Source organism: Sulfolobus sp. A20, assembly GCF_001719125.1.
Taxonomy (GTDB): domain Archaea; phylum Thermoproteota; class Thermoprotei_A; order Sulfolobales; family Sulfolobaceae; genus Saccharolobus.
The window spans coordinates 2,300,868-2,325,802 of sequence record NZ_CP017006.1 but is presented as its reverse complement, the minus strand read 5'-3'; the positions used below and the strand labels follow the sequence as shown (position 1 = coordinate 2,325,802).

Below are 24,935 nucleotides of genomic sequence, written 5' to 3'. Positions count from 1 at the left end.
CCTCTACACATTAATTAAATAATCAAAATCTTTCTATAGTAGGGAAACTTAGCTTATATCAAAACTTATGCTTATCTGTACTTATTACCAAAACACATATAAAATGGAAAATTAAACGCATTATTGTGCTGGTATGCTTTATTGATGAGAGCGGTAAGCCTACTATCAAGGAAGACAGCCCTTTTATAGTTACCTCGACTATTGTATGGGAAGATGCTACTATAACTGAGTGTAGAAATAGATTTGCTGATATAAAAATAAAATATGGACTTGACCCAGATTTAGAGGTTCATGCTAAGGATTTGTTTCATCCATCTTCAAGTAACCCTTTCGGAAAATTGGAAAGGGAACAAGTGCGTGAGTTCATCTTAGACATGGCTAAAGAGATATCTGGAATGAATCTAAAAATAATATCTGTGATAGTTGAGAAAGAATTAACTAAACTGAATAAGAAGAGCGTAGTTAGGAGGGCGGAAAAAGATATACTGAAAAAGGCATACGAGTTACTATTTGAGAGAATATTTAAGTTTGCAGACAAGAACCGCCATAACGATTGGATATTAATAGTTCATGACATAATTGACGTTATGGACGAGAAGGAAATGTCCAGAGGACAGAGGGAACTAATAGAGTTACTAAATGACGAGTTGAACCACGGCATTTATATAAAGGACATGCCTGCTAAGACCAGAGTATTCACACCGATACTTTTCACATCATCTAAAATGGACTGCTTACAGATATCTGATTTTGTGGGATATATATTAAGGAAGCATTACTTTGGAAACGATAATGAATTTAAGAGGATAGCGGACGAAGCTTTTAAAATCTTATTAAAAGCTTTTGACTCTAAAAGGCAGGTTTTGGACTACAAAGAAAATCCAGAAGAACTTGTGTTAGGATATGGTATAAAACGGTGGAAATTCTATATTTCAAAGTATGGTTAATTGCTAACTAAAATTTTAACTTTAGTTAGACTTACTCTAACCTCCTACCCCTCGTGATATCATCTTTTTTGTCAGAGATCCCTGGTGCAACACCAAGGATCCCCTCATCCAGGTGCATCACCTAACTTATTATTCGCTTTTTAGTCTTTTATTCTTTTCTCTCTCACTCTCTCACAATTCTCACCTCCTCCCCGCCCTACAATCCTGAAATTGATAAGCATAAGATAAAATTTTTATAAAATGAAATCCTTGCCCACACACGTCAGCAACTTCAAATTTAACTATATAAGTCTAAGGAGACATATAGTACAGTGATGCGTAAGCATTATAGAGTATTGATAAGAGTTAAGGATGTAAGGGAGATGATAAGTAAGGAAGATGTTGAAAAGGCTGCATCAAAATACCTTAACATTGATGATAAACCAAAGATAACGTTGAATAACGGTAAGATCGATTTCATAAGCCTTAGGGTCGATTTCAATAATCCTATAAAAGTATTTAAATATAATAACATATGTGAAGCGGTTTCAGTTATAGTAAAATTTCTTGAGGAGTTAGGAATTGTGTGGAAGGTCATTGAAATCTATGAGACTACAACTTATGAAGAAGAGGGAGGAATAATTGCTGGTTCAACAGCCAATTTATCTTCTGCTACTAAGAAAGATTTGCTAATAGCTGTTAGTTCTGCAGTTTTAGGAGGGTTAGCGGGTTATTTAATAGGAGGAAAACTCGAAAAGGTTGAGAAGATAGTCTGTGAATATGAGAATAAGTATGGATTTCCAATACTTGTTTATAAAGGTCTTGAAAATGAGTTTAGATAAGGATACGCAAGGTCACTGAAACACATTTAGAAATATTTGATAGGCTAGAATCATATGAAAATAGATATAAGTTCATTCACCTAGCATCTTGCGTTGAAGAGCTTGCCAAGTACGTTTACCTCTTGGTTCTAAAAAATTGTAGTTCAACGCATTTCACTGACCTCCTCCCCGCCCTAAAGGGTTCTACCGAGGTCTAAAGCGTTACTCCCCTTTAAGGGAGTTACTCCATTTGAAGAAACTAGAAAGGAAAGGGGCTTCTTTAATACGCTTACAATCCTCTTTATTTTTTATTATGTTTAAAGCTACGTTAACATCACTGTGAAGCTTGTGACTTAAAGGACAGTTAATAACAACCCAGGCTTCCTCTCAATCTTAAAGTTATGAAAAGCACAAAGCTTTGAAGTGACTCAGCCCTAAAAGGCGAGGTTTAACGTTCCTCTCTGGATAGCCTTAAAAAAGATTATTATGATTTACCACATATTTATTATTATGATATATAGGGCTAAAGTAGAGGGCGAGGGACTAGCAATAATTAATTTTGATGCTAAAGGTTATAAAGTATATGATGACCACTATAATTTAGTTGGGGCTTTCGCACACAATGGAAAGGTTTACGTAAATGTCGATAAAGGCATAACATATATTTATTTTGTTAAAGATAAGCCTGACACTCTTCCTGATGATAAAGATTTTCTAGTCCATGACTTTAAAGTAGTAAAATATGAGGATTGTAAGAACGCAAAGGAGTTACAAGATTTTGACGGAACGCTAATTAACGGGGAAACTAATACTGCAACCTATTTGTTCACACGTAAGGAAATAGGACCGTCATTTTACTTAGAAGTTGATTACACCTATGAAGGAGAGGGGGATAACCTAATAGTAGGCTTTTTAGCGGAAAGTGAGCCCGATTCTAAAGCTAACTGTAACGGCCAACTCTTAGGTGGTTGCGATAAATATTACGCTAAGGGTAGCTACGCTGTGGGTTTTAACCCTATATACTCTCGAAAATTACAAACCCCTAATAGTCCTATAAAAGATAGTATCGTTTTAGTAAATCCTGATGGGAACTGCGAGCTGTTACCTATTAATATCAATGAGGTTAAAGGGAGACATACCTTAAAGATAGTCTTAAACTACAGCTCACTTACTATCTCTCTTGATAGAGCTGAGTTGCCTCCTATCTATCTTGCGTCAAACAGTAAGCCTGGTCACATATACGTGGTGGGTAATAGCGGTATTTTGACCTCTAAAATAAGAATAAATTCCTTAATCTTATATGATGGTAAATATTTAGGGGTAAAGGAGGTCCAACAGGTAGGGTTTGAGAAAGTCAGAATCAAAAACTTCAAGGGAATTTCAGAGGGAAGCATAGATTTAGGGAAAGTTAACGTCATCATAGGAGCTAATAATGCAGGGAAGACTAGCCTTCTCGAAGCCCTTTACTTGTTAGCCTCTGCAGAGCAAAAACCAGCAGGGTTTAACGACTCCATCGAGCTCCTAGCTTATCTTCACGGTATTGAAAATAACGCGCAAAAGAGTAGGTTCCTTTTCCACTTTTATAACACTCAACTTCCAGTAGAGATAGAGGGAGGAAAAAGGGTAGTTAAGATAACGTATGATAACAACATAATTAAAAGGGTTTTAGAAGGAGATAAGGAGGTCACGAAAGGCGAGCAGAGATCACTATTCATAAATTCGTTGTTACTAAGAAAGTATATCTCATACATTGAAAATAACTGGGAGACAATATCGAACATGACAGACGTAATAAAGGAAGTGATCTCAGACATTAATGAAGTGAACAACGAGGAGTACATACCAACAATAACTTTTGAGCCCTTTGGAGGACAAAACACCTTCTATTTGATGAGATCGGACGGTAAGAGAGTGAGGCTCTTTGACCTAGGAGAAGGACTGCAGATATTCTTGACAGTAAGGCTACTCTATGAGTTCTTGAAGCCTGGGCTAATACTATGGGACGATATAGAGAGCCATCTGAATCCAAAGCTGTTGGGAAGGATAATAGCTTGGTTTGATGATATACCCGGGCAGATTGTGGTCACTACGCATAACCTAGATGTGGCTGAGGACATTGTGGAAACTTTGGGTGCAAGGTGTCTGGCAGTCGACATAAAAAGTGGTGGTAAACTCATCATAAGAGAAATAGAAGACCTTTCAAAATACTTGGAGTTGGGCTTAGACCCAAGAGTGATCGTCAGAGGAGAGACAGTTGGCTAAGGTTAAGTTTTTATTTGGAACAGATTACTCACAATTTTTACAAATATTTAAGGAGCTGAGACGCCACAAACTTAGCTTGAAGGAAACTGGGGAACATACAATAGTTGTTATGGACGGAAGTCTGGACATTAAGATAATATTGCCGCTAATCGCTATTGTTTATACTAAATGTGAAAAGACCATAAACATCATAAAACTTAAGATAAAAGGTATAGATAATTGGCAAAACGCAATAAGAGGACTGAAAGAGGAAGTGGAAAAAAGAAGCTTGAAGAACGTAATGTTCATAGGAGATATAGATAATGAAGATAAGTACCAAAAACTGAGGAGTTCACTAGAACACTATAATGTAACGGAAATAAAACGTGAAGTCTTTGAGCTTGATTTTGAACTTGAGAGACACATCATTATAACCTTTAACGGCAATAAAGGAAATAGCCAGTTTACCCAGCACGAGATTGAAGAAGACGATCCCTGAGGGACAAACAAATAGAGAACTCTTTGGGAAAATTGGGCTTACAGCTACAGATCGTAGCTAACGACCCTAAAAAAGCTTATGAATATGTCAAAAAACAGTATGAAAATTTAAGTAAAAAGGTTGCATGTAATAGAAAGGAGATAAAAGAGCTTGACATATTAGTAATCCATTACATGCTTACTAATAAAGACATCACTGAGAAAGTGTTTAATAAGCAGATATACGCACTTAAGGAATTACTAGGAGATTGAAAGAGACGTTAATACCCATATGCATCTCTATTATTCTGCATATACCGTGAGCAAAAATGAAGAAAGCCTCTCATGGGGAAAGGGATTCAGTCTAGTGTCCCACCCCGTTTAGTAGACATAAATGACTATCTTAAGTTTTTACAAAGTGAGGCAAGCCCTTTATGGCGTAGATAGCAAAGTACTTTTTTCCATATCTATGAGCAGAGGGGTTAAAAAAAGTGAAATCAGAGCTACAGCTTGAAGATTTCCCTCATTCCCCCTCTGTTCTCCTTCTGGTATTGCGGGAGAAAGCTCCACTCCTCATGATCTTTAAGTTGACAAGAAGGGAGTGTCATAGGAAGAGGGTGTGTGGACAACAATTTGGTTGATATAAATTGAATTTTCTTTAGATGGAAAAGTGTTTTGTGTGAGGCAACTCATCTATTGGGAAGAGAACAGGTTTGATTTCCTAAAACTCGCCTAACTCAACAACAAACACAATGACGAGATGGCTAAAAATATTCTTCAACACAATTTACTCAAAATCTATTGGCATAAGTTGGAATAAAATTGAATTTTATGGGGATAGGTGAAATTGTTGTCCACACACTGTTTCAGATAGGAAATAAATATTAAGCCCTTTCTTTAAAGATTAAAACTGTATGGCGATTGAGACTGACGAGATGATTGAAAAGCTGTTAAATGATCCTAAATTCATATCAGCATTAGCAAACAAAATTTACGACAAGCTAAAAGACGAAGTAGTAATAAAGAAATTAGAAGAGAACAGCAGTGCCATAAAAAGCCTAGAAGAGACTGTTAAGAAACAAGGAGAAATTTTGAAGGAGCATGGAGAGGCGATCAAAAGCTTACAAGAGGCGATCAAAAGTTTACAAGAGACTGTAAAACAACAAGGAGAAATTTTAAAAGAACATGGGGAAGCAATCAAAAGCTTACAAGAAGCTATAAAACAACAAGGAGAGGCAATTAAAGGTCTACAAGAGGCTATTAAACAACAGGGTGAAATTTTGAAAGAACATGAAGAGGCTATTAGGGAGAATTCTAAGCTTTTGAGTAAGCTTGCTACTGAGATTGGTAGTTTTACTAGTAGGGCTGGTAGGGGTTTGGAGAGGACTATTATGATGGTTTATAAGGAGGCTTTGGAGTTGCATGGGATAAACCCAAATAATGTTAAACACGGTAGTATTGTTGATACTCTTGGCATTATAGATAAGGGTAGGATATTTGAGGTTGATTTTTATGAGACTGATGATTACGTTTACGTCTTTGAGGTTAAGAACTTTGCCGATGAGGGTGCTTTAGAGCAAATACTCATTAGAAAAAAGTTGATACCACAACTCTTCAACAAGCCAGTGAAGCTATTTTTAATAGCAAACTACGTTGAAAAGAAGATTAAGGAGGAGTTAGAAAAAGAAGGAGTTACAATAATCACCTCAATTGTAGTAGAATAAAAAACCTTATCCTTTCACTACTCTCTCATCAGTTGAATAGTTTTAGAAGTATCTAACAAGTCTAATTTCATAATAATCAAGATGGGTATAAGTCTTATAAAATGGAAAAAGCCTCGCCCTTTAAGGCAAGGAGGAGGTCAGCTTTATGAGGTTTATTTTAAACTTCTCATTAAAATCGTCCAATTTGTTAGTGACAAAGGAAGGACAAGCCTCGCCATGAGGTAAAGTTTTTAAGCTTTTAGTGAAGCAAAGTTGTTGGGGAGGAGGGAAGCCATAAAGCGTAATGAGAACGTGTCCTTCCTCCTCAGTACATATCCCCAAGTCTCGAGGAGGGTGGAGCGAGGGCTCCTCTACCCAAGGGATAGGGGTAAAGTGGCTGAAGACCCAGCCTTTGGTCTACCGCTGGATGAACGGAGCGGGCGTTAAAGCCCACTAGCTATGAAGTGGTGAAGGCGGTAAACCATAAACCAGTGAACCGCTCTAAGGGAACCCTCGCCCTTTAGGGCGGGGAGGAGGTCAGCTAAATTCCACGTCTCAGTATTTCTCTCAACCACGTTCTCATAAGATAAGACCTTATCGCTCAGCTCTAAAATCTCTCCAGATATACTATTAGACTTGTGGTTTACCCATTACTTAAGTTAACCTCAAAATATTTCGTCGACGTATATATAGGCATGGGAATATTTAACTAGTTATGTTAGCCATGGTAAGCAGTTCCAGTGAGAGAATTAAGTTTATAATTGATATCTTACATTGCACTGAATGAAAAAGGTCTTGCCCCAGATGTGGATATGTATCCCGAAAGGTTGGTAAGACCTTTACATGTGAGAAGTGTGGGTTTAAGTTAGATAGGCAGTTGAATGCTTCATTGAATATTTTCCTAAAGATGTGCGGGTTCCCCCACTTAGGTGGGTTTAGATTATCCCGCTAATGGGGCGGGTGAGGGCGAAAATTTCGCTTGACTCCCGTGAAAGCCCTCGATATATATGAGATCCGATGAAACCCAAACCCCACAACGTACCTATTCTTTGGTTCAGTTTTAGCAATCTTACCTCCTTCTCCCTCTCCCCCACCACTCAAGTCTCTCCTAACTTATAATATTATTACTGATGCGTTATTAAAGATAATAGAGCGAAAAAGAAAAGTTTTTAAATATACGCTTGCAGAAGAGGAATTGGGAGTGGCAGGGAATGATGAATACCGTGCGAGCAGACCTATGAAGAGCCCAAACCAGGCTGACCCGCCACTCCCTAATTTTTATATCGTTTCTAAGGTAAAAAGGTTTTCTAAAGATGATGGAGCATTCTCTCGTCTTGTCTTTTCCCCACTATACAGGTTGAGGTCTGTCCTCCTCCTTCCACGCAGAGCTAATACTGACAACTGTTCCCCTCCTCCTATGTCTAAAGCGTTATAGGAGTTACTCCGTTAGAAGAGTGTATGGACAACAATTTGGTTGATATAAATTGAATTTTCTTTAGATGGAAAAGTGTTTTGTGTGAGGTAACTCATATATTGGGGCGAGAATGGGTTTGATTTCCTAACACTCACCTAACTCAACCAATGACGAGATTGCTAAAAAATTCTTCAATACAGTATACTCGAAATATATTGGCATAAGTTGGAATATGTGGATGAAATCGTTGTCTACACACGTTATGTTAGCCACAACGTACCTATTCTTTGGTTCAGTTTTAGTGATCTTACCTCCTTCTCCCCCACCATCAGAGCTTCCTTAACTTCGTAATATTGAAGAGACCGGCTAAAGCTTACCCGCCATTTTTTAAGGTAAAAAAGGCTTTCCCTACTTGGTTTAAGTTAAGAAAGCCTCTTCATTTAGGACGGGGAGGAGGTCAGAAGTAAATAGAACACTTAATTGTCGTCAGCTAGGAAAGCGTAGTTATGCTATAGGTCTATAGCGTCTACAGAGCTCATGTCCTTCAACGTATTTGCTGTGTCATAAATACATACCTCTTTTGCGTCCTTGCAAACACGGTATGGGTACGTTTTGTCCTCGTGAACTTATACTTACCTTTTAGTAATGTACTTGAGAGGTAATCTTCCAGTAAGAGTACTCCGTAGTTTAAAATATCAGGATAAAGGTTAATGCAGGAGATGCTGTTTCCAGCTCGACTTTTTTCTTTTCAATAAACCTTAGTATTTACCTCTCTACCCCTACACTACATCGAAGTCTGGCCCATCACCGCCTGTGCCATACGACTTGAAGATGTAGATTAAGTACAAGATTGTGGCAACAAGCAAGCCTATTCCGATGTAGGTTAATATCATACCAGTGGTCGAATTATATACACCATCAATAAGGAAATCTAATGCTAATAATATCAAGACAGTTGGTTTGAAGTACTTGTTACTACTTGGTATTATAAATATGACTATGTACATGATGAAAAAGATTAAGACGTTTATGGTTAACAACAACTCCAACCTCTGGAAACTTGTAATCACGTCGTAATAGACTCCCACTATTGCCATACTAAGATAAGCTATGACATATGTGCTTAAAAACCTTGCGCCTATTCTCTTTTTACGGATTGCCAATGCTGGCAAACGAAGCTGACCTACTCCTCTACCGACGAGGTTTGCCGTTATTTTTATCAATCCCTACTTACATTATATGCGTAAATCAGTTTGTACTCCTCGTGAGATACTGAAGGGATGGAGGTCCTCCCTCTTCTTAGGAAAACTTTAGTAGCATGAAAGTTAGTTTTTATCTCAGCGTCTAGAAGGCTGGGGAGGTGGAGTATGGAGTTCTTTATCGCGTTCTTCCGAAGGTCTCTGTAAGTTATCTCCCTCACTTCAAAGCCTATCTCCCTTAAGTAACGAGGAATGAACTCAACGTTCTCCCTTCCGTGGAGTTCCATAACTATCTCCCTAGCGTTTTTAACAACGTCGCTCTTTATAGCATATTTTTCAGCCCCCTCTATATCCATCTTTATTACGTCAGCGTGAGAGACTAGAGAGTCTAAAGGTTTAACCTCGACTTCTATGCCTTCTCCAGATAAAGACGATGTAACACCGTTTAACCTAAATTTCATCCTTCCTTCAATTTCGCCAACTGCAAAGGGCAATACTTCAACGTTAATTACGTTGTTCAGCTCTAGGTTCTTCCTCAGAAATTCTAAGTAACTAGGGTTTGGCTCTATCGCTATAACCCTTTTAGCCCTTCTTGAAGAGTGAAGTCCCCTATTGAGGCACCAATGTCTAAAACTACATCATCCCTTCTTATCTTTAAAAATGAGTACTCTCCTACAATGAACGTGGCGTAATAGATAAATGCTTCTTCTTTGTTGACGAGTAACTTTAAGCCGTTATACTTGAGTAAGATTTCCATCTGAGATTGATCATTCATTTAATATTTTTAATTTTTTGGTCGATATCACTCCTCATAACATTCCAACCTTCTCTAGCTCCTCCCTTATCTTCCTAGCGTGGTTGTCCCATGAGAGATCGTCCGCCAAACTCCTCAACTCCTCCCTCATCTTGTTCAGCCTATCATCATTTTCAAACAGGTAGTTTATCTTCTCAGCTGCCTCCTCATAGTCCTTAACTACGTAACCGTTGACGTCATTAACTATGAGCTCTTTAGAGCCTAAGCCCTCATTTACTATAGGGATCAAACCATTACATATCCCCTCTATGATCCCCATACCTGGACCCAACTCATTAAAGCCAAAACGTAAGACAATAGAAGCCCTGTCATAAAGCTCTTGAAGTTTTTCCTCGCTCAACCTTCCTGTCACCGCTACTTGTGGGTACTCCTTTTTGAACCTCTCCTTCTCCTCCTTTACAGCCCAAGAGCCAGCCATGATCAACTTCCCCCTTTTTAACCTCTTAGCGACTTCTCCATACCACTCTGGAAACCTCCCCTTATCCCACATCGAGACAGCCAAAACTATGGGCTCTCTCTCCTTTTTTCCATCTCTAGGGTAACAGCCTGGGTAAACTACAACAGAGGAGAAGCCGTACTCAGCCAATACCTTTTGGTTCTCCTTGCTGTTGGTAAAGACGACCTTAGCCTTTGACATCACTTCCCTGTCCAACAACCTTGGAAAGTACCACTTCACCCCTTTTGCCCTTAAGTTGGTCTCGTGGAGGTACAGGGCGTAGTCTTGACCCCTAAACACCTTGTTCAAGTAGCCCATGATACCAGCAAACTGGTCGTGGTATAAGGCTGGGGGTGAGACTTTTAGCCATTTCGTAAGGATCAAGTCCAAGTCAACAGTTGCCTCTTTCCCCCTTCCCTTCGCGTACAATGAGGTTATAGCCCAAAATATGGGAGTTAACTTACCATGTCCTTTCCTTACAATCTCAACTTTTACATCAGTCAAGCCATAATCGTGGAAACTTTCCCTTAGTACAAACAGTTTCCCTAACCTTCTTGCCTCCTCAACTGCCATCCTAGCGACTCCGCCGTTCCATAAGACCCTTAGTACAACCGTTAACTTCTTGTCCACATATTTTTTAAGTATAGATGTTAATAAAAAAGTGTTAGTATGAGAGTTAGTGTCGTGATACCGACTTTCAACTCCGCTAAAACTATAGAGACTGCTTTGAGGTCTCTTAAGGAACAGACAGTCCCTATAGAGGTTATAGTAGTCTACTCCTTCTCTACTAATGGTACTGCAGAGGTAGCTGAGAAGTACGCCACTGTAGTAAGGCAGAAGAGTAATAGGCTGAGGGCTAGGATAATAGGTGCTTTGAACGCCACTGGGGAGTTCGTGCTTAACATGGACTCTGACCAGTTCCTAGCTAGAGGAGGATCTAGAGTTTAAATCAGGACATCATTAACGAAATAAAACGGCGTGCTCCCACAGATAGAGTATTCCTAAGAGATAATCTAAAAGTAAACTCGCCGAGCTTTATCGTAAGAGTAAGTTCTTCTTAGGATTTGGATTCGGAAAATACGGTCTTGCAACGAGCGTAATTGAGGCATTAGATTACTGTTTACCTGTGATAATCAATGACCAACTAGGGACAGCTTATATGGTTAAGGAGAATAATATTGGTAAAGTATTATCTAGTATTGATGCAGATACGATTAAGGCTTTTGTTGAAAACATAAAAGAGAATGAATATACTGAGCTTCAGAACAACATTAGAGGAGTAATTCCTAAAATATAGCTGGGAGTCCCACGTTAAGAGACTTCATCCCTGAATATGGACTGTATGAAAACTAATGCACTTCTTTGAGGCGAGGAAGACCTAACTTATTTAACACCTAGTTTCATTAACTACGTGGAAAAACAGTTTTACCATTCTATTTAATCACCTTTAACCAGTTAGTAAAATGATTTGCCCTAGTGTTGATAATTATAGCATTTTTCTTCTTTGATTAACGGGAGGAAGTTAAAATAGATTCTTCAAGACTTTTAAATAAGAGACATCAAGTACCTTAAATCAGTTTCTCTCAAGTTCTTTTCATTTCTGCAGTTAACTCTAGGGTTTAGATATAGGTAATTTAAAAAATTCAAATCAAAATAATATTTATATATTGCTCTGAGGTAAAATGACAAGTAGTCTCAATAATGTATTCCATAGAGATTCCAGTAACTCACGGTAAGTATTTGAGAGAGGTCTTTGAGAGCATAAGACAGCAGACGTTTCAAGATTATGAAGTTATAGTAGTGAACTCTGGCAGTGACGAAATTTCTGATGTTATTAAGGAGTACGGGTTTAAGGAAATCAAGGAGAGGGTAAAGCTCTTAAAGGCTAGATACTTAGCTCACGTAAATTCAAGGGGCGATAGGGCTATTCTGTTAGATGAGACTAGAGTTTTGAGGAGAGACGCCCTAGAAATAATAGATAAGGATAGAAGCGATATGATAATAATTGGAGAAAGGGAGGTTGGAGACTCCTTCTGGATAAAATTGGCTCAGCTAGATAAGGACAACATAATGTATTGTAATGAACCTGATTCTATAAAGGGGTTCGCTCTTCCTAGGGTAATTTCTTCGCCCCTCCTCTCAAAGACCTTTGGAATCCTAAGGAGAGATCTTGGGGAGAAGTTCGACCAAGTGATTTTTCCTGACCACGAACTGATATACCATGTGGCGTCCTCACTCTCAAATAGCGTAAACGTAGTTAGGGAAGAGTTGATCTCTCATTATGGTGATAGGACGCTCTTAGAGATAGTTAAAAAGTACTACAAGTACGGGAAGAGCACCAAAGTATTAAAGGGTACCAAGTACGAGTATTTTCTTAACGTCTCAAGAAAAAAGAGAAAGATATGCAAGGGAAATAAACTTCTTCTCTATATACTCTACATGGCTAGAGGTGTCCCGTTTCTAATTGGTGAGAAGGCATTTTAGCGCTCATTAGTAGACTAGGATTGCATTCGTTTACATGACTAAAATTTATAGGAGTAAGTCAAGTATATTTTTAAGCATGGTAACGATTGTCGATAGTGTTTCACGTTTACTAAGTAGAGACTATATTAGTAAACTTTTCACATTTGTCGTTCTCTATATTAAGCACATCAGCGATCTGCAATATTATAAATTTATCTTAAATAATCTATTTAAGATATTATCTAGTAATCCAGCAGAATTTATTGTTCCAGAAGCCAAACTAAAAACGGTAATGTAATTAAAAATATTTCATTATATAACTTATTTTATCTTCTAAAATTGGTAGATAGTGGTTATCTCATAAAACATGCAAGTAGTTATGATATTCTATTATGTGAAGATGATCTTTGTTTTCATACTTTGCCTTATACAAGTGGAAATTATCTTACCATTTATGAGATTTTCGAAATAAAGACATATGATATTGAAGTTAGTGGAGTAGTTATTGATATAGGTGCAGAAATAGGAGATTCGTCAATTTACTTTGCAATTAACGGTGCTTCGAAAGTAATAGGCCTTGAAGTAAACCCTATTTTAGCTAAGATTGCTATAAAAAATATAGAGACAAACGGTTTAAATGATAAGGTAATAATATTGCCCTATGCAATAGGTAGCATTGATTCTGAAACAACATTTGGCTCTACTAAAGTTAAACAGATAACGTTCAATACATTGGTTTCAATATATAATATTAAAAACATAGATTTAGTTAAAATAGACTGTGAAGGTTGTGAATATGATATAATACCTACCCTACCATTTCAAATCATAAATAAGATTATTATGGAGTATCATGATTATCCTCAATTCATACCCACTATTCTCACTCAAGCAGGGTTTATAGTTAAATATGACAAGAACAAAAGAATAGGAATTCTTAGAGCATATAAAGAAAAAACTTAATATTTATTTATTAACTTATTTTAAAAACTTTTACAATTAACTTCTTAAATTGTAATAATACGTATAGGAAATGAGTAACCTTATATGATCCCTACATGTAAAATATCATAATGAAAATATGTTTTCTAACCTGACATCTTAAGCTCTTTGACGGGCAAAGCAAGGCAATAATCAATTTCGCCAAAGGTATAAAGAAACTTACTAGCTTGGATTCCTGCATTATTTCGTATAATGTATCTGATAACATTAAAGAGATGCTCTCTCAAAGCAACACTAATCTTATAGACTTACATAGGAAGTTAAATTTCTACTATAACGTTAACGTAATGTTAGGAAGAGGTAACGTATTTAAAGTCTTCAAAGATTATATAGGCGATTATGCCATTTGCGTTGTTGCTAATGATGACGCTGTATCAGTCGTTAAGTATAGGTCGTCTAATAAAATGGTATATTGGAGTCAAGGGGCACTAGCTAGCATATTCTTTTGGAAACCGTTATATCAGAGACTTAAAGCTACGGGTAAAATAACTAGTTTTTTAGCCGTTCATAATGCGTTGAAGTTCTCTGAATACGTGAGTCTTTACGACCTTGTTTTAGCCAACAGCAAGATCTCAGCAACGATTGTATCACTATTTTACAATAGAAACCCCGAAGGAGTAGTATATCCTCCCCTAGATGTGTCAAACTATAAATTTTCTAAAGACAAAGAGGAGTTCGCACTGGTGATCCTCAAGAGGGGGTATCTTAGCCATGTAGAGTTGCTTGAGAAAATAGCGGAGAAGGTCAAGGTAAAGGTCATAGGGGCTAAGATACCTGGTACAGAGTATTTGGGTAGTAATATCAGCGATAGTGAGCTTAAGGGAACTATATTCTATGGCTTCAGTTACTCTTTATCCCAAAGGTAGAGAAAAAGATAGTGGCCCTTGAGGAGACTAGCGTTGGAAAGGGAATAATAGCAAGACTAAACAGGCTAGACAAGGAAATAGTACATAGGCACTGGAGAGAGAACTTGAATCCAGTATTAGGCGTTATAAAGCCCAGGTTCTACGATAGGGACATATTGTTAAAGGTCTACAGGGATATCAACGGGCTAGCAGACAAGCTCATCATGTATGAGGACGCAGTGGTATACTACGAGGCGTATAAACTCTCTAACAGTTGCCTTACAGACGTAGGTTATGTTGAAAGGGCAATCTACCATTTGGAGGAGGAGTCCCTGTTCAGATATATGAAGAAGTGGTACAAATACGGCAAGTCTTCTAAAATTTTAAAACATACTGAGTACGAGTTCTTTTTAAAGAACAAGGGCATTAGGAAAGGGAGCTTCAAGGAAAGGGTTGAGCTCTTACCCTTAGTCTTGTCGAAGGGCATTCCCTACTTAATTGGCTACTTAAGCTAGTGGTTAAAATGATCTCGTTTTTAGTTGGTCACTTATCCCATCACGACGGTCAGAGTAGGGCAGTGATTAACTTCTTGAAGGGGGCTCAATAAGTTAGAGACGTTCTATGCCATAATAAAAAACTTATGACTAAGGTAAAAATCCCACATGTCAATAGGAAAGGGAGTTTGAGGATCAAAATGAACTTTTATCGTTGATCTTGACAAAGGGAATTTCTTAGTTATACTCTCCTAACATCTTAAACCTTAAGGTCTTTATGACCTTATCTCCCCAAATTACGTATAACAAGACAATAATATCGACTACTAGATTCAAAACTAAGTATGGAAAATCGCTTATATACGCCAAACTCACTAAGGGATGAGAAGACGAGATGTAAACATTCGCTACTCCAAAGTAATAGTTAAACGAAGCTATCGCATTTTTAATGAAGACCTCATGATTAAAGGTGAAAAATGTATACCAAGGGTTCATTACCACTGTCGCGCTGTAACTCTTCGGCGAGAAGCTTCCCTCCTTTACCACAACTCCATGAGGCGTAAACGAGATTGTAGACCTACTGGAGAGCAATGAGGACGCTTCTTGATATAGATTTCCATATTCTGACGCAGGCACGAGGACTACTTTTACCACGTTTAATCCTCTATCATATAAGGTGAGAGTATTGTTTACTATCCTTAACTGCCCTAGATAGCTCCAACTTACGTTATATGCGATGTTTGACATCTCGTAAGTTATTGAACTTTCTCCGGACTTTAACTTAATACTACCACCGCCATAAATCCCGTTTAACGTTGTCAAACTCAGTATCGCGTAAACGTAGTAATTACCATTAGGGACGTGCAGGGTCAAGGGGACTGAAGGATTTCCGCTTACGATAGCGTCTAACGCATCAGGGGTCCAGAAGGGAGACTGGTGAACCCAACCACCTGAATAATACTGATTAACATAGATATTAGAGGCAGTGATTATTAGGGACGAGTTGTTTACCAGCATTGGAATTAAGTCGTTTGGTGATAAGTTATACCCTATAAAGCCCTTTACATATGGGAGAATATCTTGTAAGTCGTTTACATAATAGAAGGGGATCACTACGTAACTTGTGTTAAATGATGACAATTTATCGATCACTAGGGGGAAGTTAAAGGCTATGTAGACTCCTTTATTAACCCAATAGGGTGAGTAAAGAGTGTTATAGAACACGGTAACATTATATTGGTTATAAACTAGCCTAAAGTAAGGGCTAGAGTTAACGGCACGGAAGCACTGGGAATTGGAATCGTTAAGAAAAGCCACGTATTGAACCCCAAGGTAGGACAAAGCCTTAGCTGGATTCGGCGAATTTGTTATAGAGAACCACATGAAATTCAGATAACCGTCAAAGGAGGGGTTAACAAGAGTAGGCAATACTGCATAATAGTTAGCTAAATTCACATCCCCAATTGCTAAGACAATCCCAGTATCATTGTAGGCAATGTCGTAGAGACTGTTCACCACTTCCTTAGGCGGCGATGAGTAATATGTAGAAACGAAGGAATTGGCTATGGGCATGTAAAACAGGATAGCCAATATCAGAAACAGAGCAACCAAAGGAGTTGCTTTCAAGTACTTTATATACTTCCAATTGATGAAATTAGTGGAAATCAATTTAGATCCAGCTACATAAATTACGAAGCCTAAAAGGAGATAAAACGGGGCTACGAACAAGTAAGACGGCAAATAAGTGGGGTAAAGATAAACCAAGTAACCAACGTAAGGGGTTTGAGCTAGCCAATAGCCAAGGTAACTGGAACCAACGTAATTATAAGTGGCAACAGCCAAGAGGAAAATAGAGAGGAAGATAACAATTGGTTTTCTCCTTATAAGTAACGCTGAAAGGGAGATGGCAGTGAGGATAGCCCCAAAGATGATGATAGCGTGATATGCATCGATATAGAAAGAGGGACCCAGCCAATACATTACGCCCGTTAACGTATAGAAAGGATTTACTGTCTGCAGGGCTATCCCAAGCTGATTATACACAGTTGAAACACCTACTAGAGAAATAAAGGGTGAAATCAGTTTCGTGTATATTATTGTGTTCACGTTTAGAAGTAAAAAGAAGATGAAGCCGAACAGGAACATCTTAAACCAGCTTATCACGTACCTAAAACTTCTCTTTACAGCAAGGAAATATAGAGAATAGGCAAAAAAGGTCAAGATAGAGAAAACGATTCCCCTAGGGTCTGTAAAATCTAGCGTTACAGCCAAAGCCAATATCGCACCGCGTTTTAGAGCTTCCTTAAATGAAACCTTTAAGACGTCTAAGGCGTAGTCAAATAAGGCTAAGGAAACCGCAAATAAGCCGGGGTAAAAGTATATTACGCCATCTACTGCGTACCAAGTTATTGGGACTGGGACAGATATCATAATTGAAGTGATGTATAAAAGGGGTCCCTCTGCATTAAAGTACTTCCTTAAAAAGTATATGGAAGAGAAAAAAATACCAAGAAATAGAAATCCAAAAGAAGAGTATGCACTAATATAGTTGACTAATGTAGAGAGGAAGCTTACTTGCCCTAGAAGTGAGAGTAAGAATACAAACATGCCGTGTAGCCCAGTATAGGAACCACCGTTAAGGATATTATAAGCTATCTTCTCTGCTACTTCCTTAGGTAGGAGGGAATAAGAGGGGCCTAAGCTATTGTGAAACAATATATAATACTCTATGATGCTTACTATAACGCCCGCTAGATAACCTACATACCTCTCTAAAAACCTTTTCACGTTTATTAAAGCGTTAAACTATATTAATAAGTCTTTTCCTATGTTAGATGTGAGAGTGCTAATAGTAACTTATGGGGACGTTAGAGATCCAAAAGGGGGATATCTCATTAGGGTTTCTAACTTAATTAAGTGCATTAAAGAGGAGGACTTAAAGGTTATACAGTTCATAACAGAGGGGAGAGGAAAAGAGAAACCCATTAAAAAAAGTGATGAAAATATAGTTACAATTAGGGCAAGCAAGAATTACTTCTTCCTAGGCCTATCGTTGCTGTTTAATGCCATCAAGTTTTCTTACCTCATAAAGAGGTCTGACGTTGTAATATTTGAGGGTTCCCTATTTCTACCCTTTGGCTTAATGGGAAGGTTGTTAGGTAAAAAGGTAATTCATGACTTTCACGGCTCAATAGTAGAAGTGTCCAGAGGGCTTAGAGGTGTGAAGAACTTCGTGCTAAGGAAGATGATTGGGGGAACTTTGGACAAGTTAGCGGTAATTATAGCAAACTTGACAATTGCGGTCTCAGATAGGGACGCAGAGCTAGTGAAAAGGATTTGGAAAAGAGCCAAAGTGATGACAGTGGTACACGGCATAGATGTGGATAGAATACCCTTCTTTGAAGTTAAGAGGGACAAAATCGAGAAGTTAATATTTGCAGGTAACTTGTACGCTGTAAATAACTTAGCTACTGTTGAAAACTTGATCGAAGTGGCTAAGGACTTACCTTGTCTAGAGTTCTTAATAGTAGGGGATGGGAAAGAGTTAGTAAAGGGACCTCCACCCAACGTTAAACTAATGGGCAAAGTGGACTCTCTTGACCCCTACTATGAGGAAGCTGACGCTTGTATTATTCCTATAACTTCAGGTACGGGGGTGAAGACTAAGGTGCTAGAATGTATGGCATATGGTAGACCAGTAATCACAACAGAGAAGGGAATCGAGGGGATAGAGGAAGCGAGGAGCCTCAAGGGAGTGTATGTAGTAAGGCTGGAGGAAATGAGCAAAGTAATAAAAGAGATGAAATTAGAAAGGGCGTACCTTGAGCTTAGATCATTCGTAAAGGATAATTTTTCCGTGAGTGTCACTTGTAGGCAGTTGAGAAAGGCCCTTGAATTTATTTAGTCTAGATAAGTAAGAGGCATAAGTCATAGACCAGTTATTTTCAAAAATTTCTCTCGAAAGTTATCATCGCTAAACATTAAAGCTCTCTCCCTTACCTCTTTTCTTAGTTTGTTGTCGTTTAAGGCTTGTCTAACTAGTTCTGGAAGCTCCTCGACTCTTTCATATCCGTATCCAAACTTTCCTTCAGAGATTATATCCAACCATGTGCCTCCGTTTTTGTAAACAACAGGGACGTTACCAGCACTCATACCCTCTACTACTGCTATGCCAAAGGGCTCCTCTCTCTTTCCATGAAGAATGACCTTTGACCTACATAGGATTTCGCGTTTTTCCTCTTCACTCGCATCAGTCACAAAAGTTACATTTGGAGGGCTTTTCCTTCTAAGTTCACTATAGTAATGCTCGTCTTGAACCCTCCCTATTATAACGAATTTTATGTCGCTTAAAAGCCTAGCTACGTAAATAACGTCTTCGTATTTCTTATCCTCTACTATCCTTCCTAAGCTAACTACAATGTCTTCTTTCTCTTCTCCCTTACAATGTATGGGTTTCACAGGTGGGTATAAGACTTCTGTAGACCTACCGCTCTTCTCGTGAAGTAGTTTAGCCGTATACGTGGAGTTAGCAAGCAATCGTTTAGTCTTGTCCTTAAAGCTAAAAGAAGTAATGAAGTTAAGAAGATCTACGATTTTTTTGACCTTCGTGATATCCTTTGTCCTAAAGAACTTTCTAGCTGGATAGTGTATGTAACCTAGGTCAAAATGCCCAAACAGTTCGTCATATGTAGTGCATATTGAATAGTCGTAGTTGCTAAATGATTTAAAATAGGAAGAGGTTAGATATAATCTAGCTGTTCCAAATATAAATAATGGGGAACGGAAAATTAAGGGAGAGTACAATCTAAACAGCGAATATGAGATTACTTTGTCTATGTAATTACCTATCGCACTATAGAATCTCGAAGGTCGCAAGGGAGTGTGCAGTTCAATAGTGTGACCCCTACCTTTCAATGTTTTAATGATGTTCATAAAAACTACACCACCGCCACCTAGCAAGGCTATATCTATTGGAATAGGTTCAACTATAGCTACTTTCATTTTCAGACAAAGTGATTACAAATCTTTATGTTAAAAATTTTTATTTTGATAATAGAACCAGCTGTGATGTTACAATAGGTTAACTTAACCCTTTGTCGCGCAAAGCAAATATATATAGTCACGACCATCTTTCTCTTGATACAATTGGAACAGTATATCTAATTCTAGATCTTTCCTTAGTTTATTACTAATACCTTATTAGCTATACATGGTGAACTATTTGAATATGTTAAATTTTTATGTTAAAATTAAATAATTATTTATTAATAAAATATTATATACAAAATATAGTAAGTTTATGTGTTTACTTTATAAATAGCTTCTCATTATCTTTTCTAGTTTACCAGATAAACCATACTTAAAAGCCCTTGTAATCCAGCAATGAGTCTAACTTATAATGTCACTATGAGAGTTTTTACGTTTTCACCATTAGGCTTTACTGTAATCGTTTTAGACTGTTAAGAAATGAGAGCTATCGATTAAACTGGAAAAATCGATATACCCTTAGGTAGAATTTTCTTTTAGCTACAGAGGATAAAACATTTTTAGGTTAGGCATTAGGGAATTTCAGCCTCCTTACTATCTACAATTCCCTTAGGTATCTTTTCAGCATATCGTAGTCTTCGTTTAATTAAGTAATTCTTCACGAAGCTATGAAGGAATAAGTTTAGGAAAGAGACTCCTATTGTATTCAACCTTTAACTTAGTAGGGAAGAAAGGGATTTCTCAGTATCTTCAGGCTGTCTGCTATCACCTCTAGTCTCTTATTATCCTCGCAGAAAATGTCGTAACTCCACTTTTTATTGATAAAAATAAGATAATAGAATACGTAAGCAAATTCTTTATTACGTTTACTCAACTCATAAATTTTGGATAAGTCTTCCAGATCTTTTTTTATATTTACACTCTGCATTTAAATCCCTAAAGGCAGCAATGGAAACATTATTGTCGTGAATTCGATAATAAGTGAGAGGTGTGTGATCTAGAAGAATGGGCTTACGGTTAATCAGTACGCTTAAGAATAGATAAAAGTCAACCGATATGTTAATTTGCCCTAATTGACTTAATACAATGTTATCTTTCTGACACAAATGGAGCTATTATTACCCCAGCCTCTTCTCTTTATCAAGCTAGCGTAGACCTTCTCATCGTAGCCAGAGAAGTAATCCTCCTCCCAAACCTCTGGCGTGAGCAAGACCTTCCCCTCCTCGTCTATCACAACCCTGTTGATATGATAGAGGACTAAGTCCTCATACCTCATAAATGATTGGTATACTTTCCTTAACTTCTCCTCGTGGAACTTATTGTCGTCTTCTAGGAAGCAGAATATCCTTCCTTTCGATTCTTCAATGCCAACTTTAGCTTGATTCCCAATTTTTCCTCCTCTGTGTATAAGGACTTAACGTTTTTCTCCTTCATGAAACTGTCAATTTCTTGATCCTCAAAGTTCTTCATCACGATTATCTCATACTTATCCTTGTCAAATTCTTGATTTAGCGCAGAAGTTATTGCTTCCTTCAAGAATTTCCTCCTGTTATGAGCAGTAATTATAACTGAAATTGCAACATTATCTTTATTCATTTATTTCCACATTTAGAGTAGAAGATATAAGTTTTTAGGTTTTCTTGTAAACCTTATTATACTAATATTAATCTCGTTATGAAGAATCTATCCCTTTTTAACTTGTAATATCGATTCTCAAATCTATAAGAATTTTAACCCTCTCCTTGATTAAAATTTTGTGTTGGTACCTTATAAAATATCTTAGCCCTAGCCTAAGTATTTAAGAAAAAGATTTAAGCTAAATACAGCAGTTAATCATAATGAAGTTCTTCTATCAGACAACGTTCAGTCTTAACAGAATTCACATTTATCAAAAGGTGTACAAAAACTGGTTCAGTGTGCTTCAGCAAGTGAGAAAAGGCAGCGAAGAAATTCACATTAAATTTAGGGATGGTAGTTCCGGAATATGTAGTCTAGAGTGCGCCCGTGCTCTGGTGGATTTAGTGCAATTCTATCCAGATTATTTTAATCCTATAAAGTTTCACATTCGGGGTAACGAAGTTTACTATGAATCCACTAGAATAGATACTAACCCGTCCGGACATGTACTTCGCACTGCTAGTGGTTGGATTGAGAAGGATAACTATTGGTATTATCCAAAATATAACGTAAAGTTCTTGAAAGGACATGAAGTTGCTTTATTCGAGACATTCGTACAAGAACAATACAACGTGGACGTTGAGGGCAGGGAAGTTGTAGACGTAGGTGCAAACATAGGTGATACAGCTGTGTACTTCGCCATAAAGGGAGCAAAGAGGGTTGTTGGATTTGAGCCACTACCCTCCGTGTACAGGATAGCACTTGAAAACATCAAGCTAAACGGGCTGGAGGATAGGGTAACCCTGATAAACGCTGGGGTAGGGTCAAAAGATAGTATGATAAGAGTACCTTCAACTATTGATTTAGACAAGAGTGGGGGCTTCCACGTCACTGGTGAAGGTGACGTGGAGGTACCATTATACTCCCTAAAAGGGATGAGGGAGCTTGTTAAAGATCCCTATTTGCTGAAGATAGACTGTGAGGGGTGTGAGGTTGACGTCATAATGAACAGCGATGAAATAGGGTTTGAGAAAATAATCTTTGAACACCACGCCTTCTTGACGGGAGTTTCTTATAAGAAGCTAATAAAGAAGTTAGAAGAGGAAGGTTACAAGTGTACAGCTAGGCAGGCTCAAAGAACAGCTGGCATAAGTTATTTAGGAATTGTTTCGTGCGAAAATAGGTAAATAGACTCATCGCTTTATTTCTCCTTCTATCTCTTTAAGCGTTTTCACCCAGTTATCGGTTATTCTCTCCCAGTCGTGCATCTTTGCAGTCTCAAAGCCATTCCTTACAACTTCTTCCCTCAAATTCTCGTCCTTTATAACCTTCTGTATTAATTCCGCTAGTTTCTCAGGGGAGTGGGTATCGTCCACTAAGGCATTGTACCCATTGACTGCGTAAGCCCTACTGCCCACGTTGTCTGTCATCACTACGGGGGTTCCACAAGCCATAGCCTCAAGTGGAGGTAGACCGTAACCCTCTAACTTAGAGGTAAACAGAAATACTGAGGCACTATTGTATAGTTCTACCAATTTTTCTCGGCTAACAGGTTTATATGCTTCGTACTTAAAACGGATTTCGTTTCTGAACTTCTCTAACACTCCGTGATCTATGACGACCGCTGTAAAATCTAGATACTTAGACAAAAGGTTCAATGTCCTTATTGCCACTTCAGCTCCTTTATTTGGTTCTGGCCTCAGGATTACCATGACCTTTATGTCATCATTATCCCTTCTTCTTGGTTTGAAAAGCTGAGTATCTACACCTGCGCTGACTACGAAGAACTTCACATCCCTTTTTATAGTCGACTTAACTAGGTCTGTCTCTATTCCGGTTAGCGCAATGTAGTAGTCATAAGGTGAAATAAAGGTAAGATACCACCTTATATCTCGACTCAACACGTAAATATACTCTGGCCAGCCTTGAGGGAAGAAGGCAAGTTTCTTGTATTTCTTTGACATAAAACTCCATATAAAAGCAGAGGGTAATCCTGTAATTATTAGATCAGATTCTGGGATTATTGAGCTCATAATTCTTGAAAAATCAAAATCTATATTTAACAATTTAGATAGTATTATATAGTAGTCTAATCCCCTAAAATAATGGACTTGTCTATATTTTATTTGTAATATATTAGATAAAATCTTTAACAATTTAGGCTCCTTCGGATATATTATAGGGACACGGTTGTTAGGATAGAACCACGGAGATCCTCCGGATGAGACTATCTTGACATCATATCCTCTCTTCAACAACCTATTAGTTATTTCCAAATAATAGTAGAAGCCACCACCTAGTCCCAATCTTTCAGTCACTAACGTTAAACTTATCATCTTTGATAGTTTTAACACAAGAGAATATATTTTTAACTACTCAATAGCTCTCGTTTAGCTTAAAAATTCCATCTATTTCCTTCTTAAAGACACCATAACTGAGATGGTCGTCAAAATTATTGAGACACCGAGGAGAGATAATGGAAATATGGGATAGCTAACCTTTACATTTCCTTGACTAGAACTAATCGTAATAATCTTATACACATGAACCATAGGAAACGTTATGTTAATAACTTCATGAAGTGAGGAGACCTTTAATGATATACTGCCTTGTCCTAAATCATTTGTATAGCCAGAAGCGTATTCTTTACCGTTAACATAAATAACGTAGAGCTGATGTGATAAAGGGGAATATACAGTAAATCCTAAAGGTGTTATCAAGTTGTTAGGTGTATCCGTCCTTATTCCTACATAAGAGAAATTCCAAAGTACAGGGGTCAAGTAGTTTATTACAAATTCCTTACCATTTATAAACATATCTTTTACAAACGTAAGTCCATTATGCTCCTCAAGAACTACTGCATAGTTTACTAGAGTACTAACATTAATCCAATTGTCTATAACTGAACCGTAATAAGGTAAAGAAGATAAAGGGTTATACCAGCTCCCATTAATATGGTACCATAACCTCCCATTAAAAGCAATAAGTACTAAACTAAAATACCTTTGATCTCCTTCAGGTAAAGGTGGTTTAAAATTACCTCCATAAAGAACAATTCCTAGATTAGTGAAGTAGTAAGTATGATACTCGCCAACAAACGTTACGATTAGTTCGGTTGTATTGTTAGATATGTTTGCTGGAAACAGCAAATAGCCACCACCAGGAGGAGTCCCAGTGTAAGCTACTTCGCTACCGTTGTGAATGACCTCTACGCCAGAGGAAATTATTGGGAAATCAGTGGAGTTGATATAACTGTTCAAGAGCTGGAAGTATATGGTGATCTCTTGCCCTAAATATGCGCTACTGGGGTAATTAACTACTATAGTAGAGGACAACGTGATTATACTGCCAGCAACAAGCAGTAAGAGGGCAAAAGTCAAGATAAACCTCATTTTCATTAGCTAAAGTTACGCGATGAGGTTATTAAAAGTTTTCCGTGAGGTTAGATTGCCTAATTAAATATGCCGTTTTGTAGGCTGATAACGAGAAGGTATACT

23 protein-coding genes and 2 pseudogenes are annotated in these 24,935 nt (G+C 37.7%); 15 read left to right on the top strand and 10 right to left on the bottom strand.

From position 1 onward, the window contains the following. The first annotated feature begins 125 nt into the window (after positions 1-125). The 7 genes and pseudogenes from BFU36_RS12015 to BFU36_RS13680 all read left to right on the top strand — a co-directional run. Positions 126-947 carry a DUF3800 domain-containing protein gene (locus tag BFU36_RS12015; RefSeq protein WP_069284247.1) on the top strand — a complete coding sequence of 274 codons (822 nt, stop codon included), beginning with the start codon at positions 126-128 and terminating at the stop codon, positions 945-947. 314 nt (positions 948-1,261) lie between these two features. Continuing rightward, a complete protein-coding gene (locus tag BFU36_RS12010; RefSeq protein ID WP_069284246.1) occupies positions 1,262-1,768 on the top strand; it encodes a hypothetical protein in 507 nt (168 codons plus the stop codon). A 489-nt stretch (positions 1,769-2,257) separates the two neighbouring features. Next, positions 2,258-4,009, top strand: a complete 1,752-nt coding sequence (locus tag BFU36_RS12005) for an ATP/GTP-binding protein (RefSeq protein ID WP_069284245.1) — start codon at positions 2,258-2,260, stop codon at positions 4,007-4,009. Further along, positions 4,002-4,487 (top strand): hypothetical protein, encoded by a 486-nt coding sequence (locus BFU36_RS12000; RefSeq protein WP_069284244.1) that lies wholly within the window; start codon positions 4,002-4,004, stop codon positions 4,485-4,487. Before BFU36_RS12005 ends, BFU36_RS12000 begins: the two co-directional genes overlap by 8 nt. Before the next feature lie 23 nt (positions 4,488-4,510). Further along, on the top strand, positions 4,511-4,738 hold the full coding sequence (locus BFU36_RS11995) for a hypothetical protein (RefSeq protein ID WP_069284243.1): 228 nt from the start codon (positions 4,511-4,513) through the stop codon (positions 4,736-4,738). A gap of 641 nt (positions 4,739-5,379) precedes the next feature. After that, positions 5,380-6,189 carry a hypothetical protein gene (locus tag BFU36_RS11990; RefSeq protein ID WP_069284242.1) on the top strand — a complete coding sequence of 270 codons (810 nt, stop codon included), beginning with the start codon at positions 5,380-5,382 and terminating at the stop codon, positions 6,187-6,189. 769 nt (positions 6,190-6,958) lie between these two features. Beyond that, a pseudogene (locus tag BFU36_RS13680) lies at positions 6,959-7,120 on the top strand (zinc ribbon domain-containing protein); the annotation flags it as partial. A 1,241-nt stretch (positions 7,121-8,361) separates the two neighbouring features. Here the strand turns inward: BFU36_RS13680 and BFU36_RS11985 are convergent. From BFU36_RS11985 to BFU36_RS11975, 4 genes are read right to left on the bottom strand one after another with little or no spacing between them, the layout of a single operon-like run. Continuing rightward, entirely contained in the window at positions 8,362-8,805 is a 444-nt protein-coding gene (locus BFU36_RS11985; protein ID WP_197490532.1) for a hypothetical protein, read from the bottom strand. Further along, complete coding sequence (locus tag BFU36_RS11980) at positions 8,802-9,320, bottom strand: FkbM family methyltransferase (RefSeq protein ID WP_231961309.1); 519 nt, start codon at positions 9,318-9,320, stop codon at positions 8,802-8,804. Before BFU36_RS11980 ends, BFU36_RS11985 begins: the two co-directional genes overlap by 4 nt. 32 nt (positions 9,321-9,352) lie before the next feature. Then, on the bottom strand, positions 9,353-9,538 hold the full coding sequence (locus BFU36_RS13675) for an SAM-dependent methyltransferase (RefSeq protein ID WP_156770087.1): 186 nt from the start codon (positions 9,536-9,538) through the stop codon (positions 9,353-9,355). A gap of 52 nt (positions 9,539-9,590) precedes the next feature. Continuing rightward, positions 9,591-10,604, bottom strand: a complete 1,014-nt coding sequence (locus BFU36_RS11975) for a glycosyltransferase family 4 protein (RefSeq protein WP_069284776.1) — start codon at positions 10,602-10,604, stop codon at positions 9,591-9,593. Between the two features lie 96 nt (positions 10,605-10,700). On the opposite strand from BFU36_RS11975, the gene BFU36_RS11970 reads away from it, so the two are divergent. The 6 genes and pseudogenes from BFU36_RS11970 to BFU36_RS11945 all read left to right on the top strand — a co-directional run bounded on the left by BFU36_RS11970 (position 10,701) and on the right by BFU36_RS11945 (position 14,856). Next, positions 10,701-10,979 carry a glycosyltransferase family 2 protein gene (locus BFU36_RS11970; protein ID WP_069284240.1) on the top strand — a complete coding sequence of 93 codons (279 nt, stop codon included), beginning with the start codon at positions 10,701-10,703 and terminating at the stop codon, positions 10,977-10,979. An 85-nt stretch (positions 10,980-11,064) separates the two neighbouring features. After that, positions 11,065-11,328, top strand: a pseudogene (locus BFU36_RS14500) (glycosyltransferase family 1 protein); the annotation flags it as partial. Between the two features lie 404 nt (positions 11,329-11,732). Further along, positions 11,733-12,515, top strand: coding sequence for a glycosyltransferase family A protein (locus BFU36_RS11965; RefSeq protein WP_069284239.1), 783 nt, complete (start codon positions 11,733-11,735; stop codon positions 12,513-12,515). 399 nt (positions 12,516-12,914) lie between these two features. Further along, positions 12,915-13,457, top strand: a complete 543-nt coding sequence (locus tag BFU36_RS11955) for an FkbM family methyltransferase (protein ID WP_197490531.1) — start codon at positions 12,915-12,917, stop codon at positions 13,455-13,457. A gap of 206 nt (positions 13,458-13,663) precedes the next feature. Continuing rightward, on the top strand, positions 13,664-14,362 hold the full coding sequence (locus BFU36_RS11950; RefSeq protein WP_156770085.1) for a hypothetical protein: 699 nt from the start codon (positions 13,664-13,666) through the stop codon (positions 14,360-14,362). A gap of 11 nt (positions 14,363-14,373) precedes the next feature. Continuing rightward, positions 14,374-14,856 carry a hypothetical protein gene (locus BFU36_RS11945; RefSeq protein ID WP_069284235.1) on the top strand — a complete coding sequence of 161 codons (483 nt, stop codon included), beginning with the start codon at positions 14,374-14,376 and terminating at the stop codon, positions 14,854-14,856. 216 nt (positions 14,857-15,072) lie between these two features. On the opposite strand, the gene BFU36_RS11940 is transcribed toward BFU36_RS11945, so the two are convergent. Beyond that, the gene (locus tag BFU36_RS11940) at positions 15,073-17,622 is read right to left on the bottom strand and encodes a hypothetical protein (protein ID WP_069284234.1); all 2,550 of its coding nucleotides are present in this window, start codon (positions 17,620-17,622) and stop codon (positions 15,073-15,075) included. Positions 17,623-17,671: 49 nt separating this feature from the next. Here BFU36_RS11940 and BFU36_RS11935 point away from each other — a divergent pair, with 49 nt between their 5' ends. After that, positions 17,672-18,739 carry a glycosyltransferase family 4 protein gene (locus BFU36_RS11935; protein WP_185957796.1) on the top strand — a complete coding sequence of 356 codons (1,068 nt, stop codon included), beginning with the start codon at positions 17,672-17,674 and terminating at the stop codon, positions 18,737-18,739. Between the two features lie 23 nt (positions 18,740-18,762). On the opposite strand, the gene BFU36_RS11930 is transcribed toward BFU36_RS11935, so the two are convergent. The 3 genes from BFU36_RS11930 to BFU36_RS14115 all read right to left on the bottom strand — a co-directional run bounded on the left by BFU36_RS11930 (position 18,763) and on the right by BFU36_RS14115 (position 21,417). After that, positions 18,763-19,836 (bottom strand): glycosyltransferase family 4 protein, encoded by a 1,074-nt coding sequence (locus BFU36_RS11930; protein WP_069284232.1) that lies wholly within the window; start codon positions 19,834-19,836, stop codon positions 18,763-18,765. Positions 19,837-20,899: 1,063 nt separating this feature from the next. Further along, on the bottom strand, positions 20,900-21,031 hold the full coding sequence (locus BFU36_RS14415) for a hypothetical protein (protein ID WP_257784672.1): 132 nt from the start codon (positions 21,029-21,031) through the stop codon (positions 20,900-20,902). Positions 21,032-21,150: 119 nt separating this feature from the next. Next, on the bottom strand, positions 21,151-21,417 hold the full coding sequence (locus BFU36_RS14115; protein WP_069284229.1) for a glycosyltransferase: 267 nt from the start codon (positions 21,415-21,417) through the stop codon (positions 21,151-21,153). 242 nt (positions 21,418-21,659) lie between these two features. Between BFU36_RS14115 and BFU36_RS11910 the strand changes: the two genes are divergently transcribed. Then, positions 21,660-22,625 carry an FkbM family methyltransferase gene (locus BFU36_RS11910; RefSeq protein WP_083216403.1) on the top strand — a complete coding sequence of 322 codons (966 nt, stop codon included), beginning with the start codon at positions 21,660-21,662 and terminating at the stop codon, positions 22,623-22,625. Between the two features lie 6 nt (positions 22,626-22,631). On the opposite strand, the gene BFU36_RS11905 is transcribed toward BFU36_RS11910, so the two are convergent. Beyond that, positions 22,632-23,774: a glycosyltransferase family 4 protein gene (locus BFU36_RS11905; protein ID WP_069284227.1), complete on the bottom strand. Its 1,143-nt coding sequence runs from the start codon at positions 23,772-23,774 to the stop codon at positions 22,632-22,634. 72 nt (positions 23,775-23,846) lie between these two features. Further along, the gene (locus BFU36_RS11900; RefSeq protein ID WP_083216402.1) at positions 23,847-24,836 is read right to left on the bottom strand and encodes a hypothetical protein; all 990 of its coding nucleotides are present in this window, start codon (positions 24,834-24,836) and stop codon (positions 23,847-23,849) included. Positions 24,837-24,935 lie beyond the last annotated feature (99 nt).

What these genes read in the sequence shown, in the direction of transcription:
- BFU36_RS11975 (WP_069284776.1), bottom strand. Translation starts at nt 10,604, where the DNA reads ATGGCAGTTGAGGAGGCAAGAAGGTTAGGGAAACTGTTTGTACTAAGG.
- BFU36_RS11970 (WP_069284240.1), top strand. Translation starts at nt 10,701, where the DNA reads ATGAGAGTTAGTGTCGTGATACCGACTTTCAACTCCGCTAAAACTATA.
- BFU36_RS11965 (WP_069284239.1), top strand. Translation starts at nt 11,733, where the DNA reads ATGTATTCCATAGAGATTCCAGTAACTCACGGTAAGTATTTGAGAGAG.
- BFU36_RS12005 (WP_069284245.1), top strand. Translation starts at nt 2,258, where the DNA reads ATGATATATAGGGCTAAAGTAGAGGGCGAGGGACTAGCAATAATTAAT.
- BFU36_RS11900 (WP_083216402.1), bottom strand. Translation starts at nt 24,836, where the DNA reads ATGAAAATGAGGTTTATCTTGACTTTTGCCCTCTTACTGCTTGTTGCT.
- BFU36_RS11905 (WP_069284227.1), bottom strand. Translation starts at nt 23,774, where the DNA reads ATGATAAGTTTAACGTTAGTGACTGAAAGATTGGGACTAGGTGGTGGC.
- BFU36_RS11910 (WP_083216403.1), top strand. Translation starts at nt 21,660, where the DNA reads ATGAAGTTCTTCTATCAGACAACGTTCAGTCTTAACAGAATTCACATT.
- BFU36_RS13675 (WP_156770087.1), bottom strand. Translation starts at nt 9,538, where the DNA reads ATGGAAATCTTACTCAAGTATAACGGCTTAAAGTTACTCGTCAACAAA.
- BFU36_RS12010 (WP_069284246.1), top strand. Translation starts at nt 1,262, where the DNA reads ATGCGTAAGCATTATAGAGTATTGATAAGAGTTAAGGATGTAAGGGAG.
- BFU36_RS11990 (WP_069284242.1), top strand. Translation starts at nt 5,380, where the DNA reads ATGGCGATTGAGACTGACGAGATGATTGAAAAGCTGTTAAATGATCCT.
- BFU36_RS11930 (WP_069284232.1), bottom strand. Translation starts at nt 19,836, where the DNA reads ATGAAAGTAGCTATAGTTGAACCTATTCCAATAGATATAGCCTTGCTA.
- BFU36_RS14115 (WP_069284229.1), bottom strand. Translation starts at nt 21,417, where the DNA reads ATGAATAAAGATAATGTTGCAATTTCAGTTATAATTACTGCTCATAAC.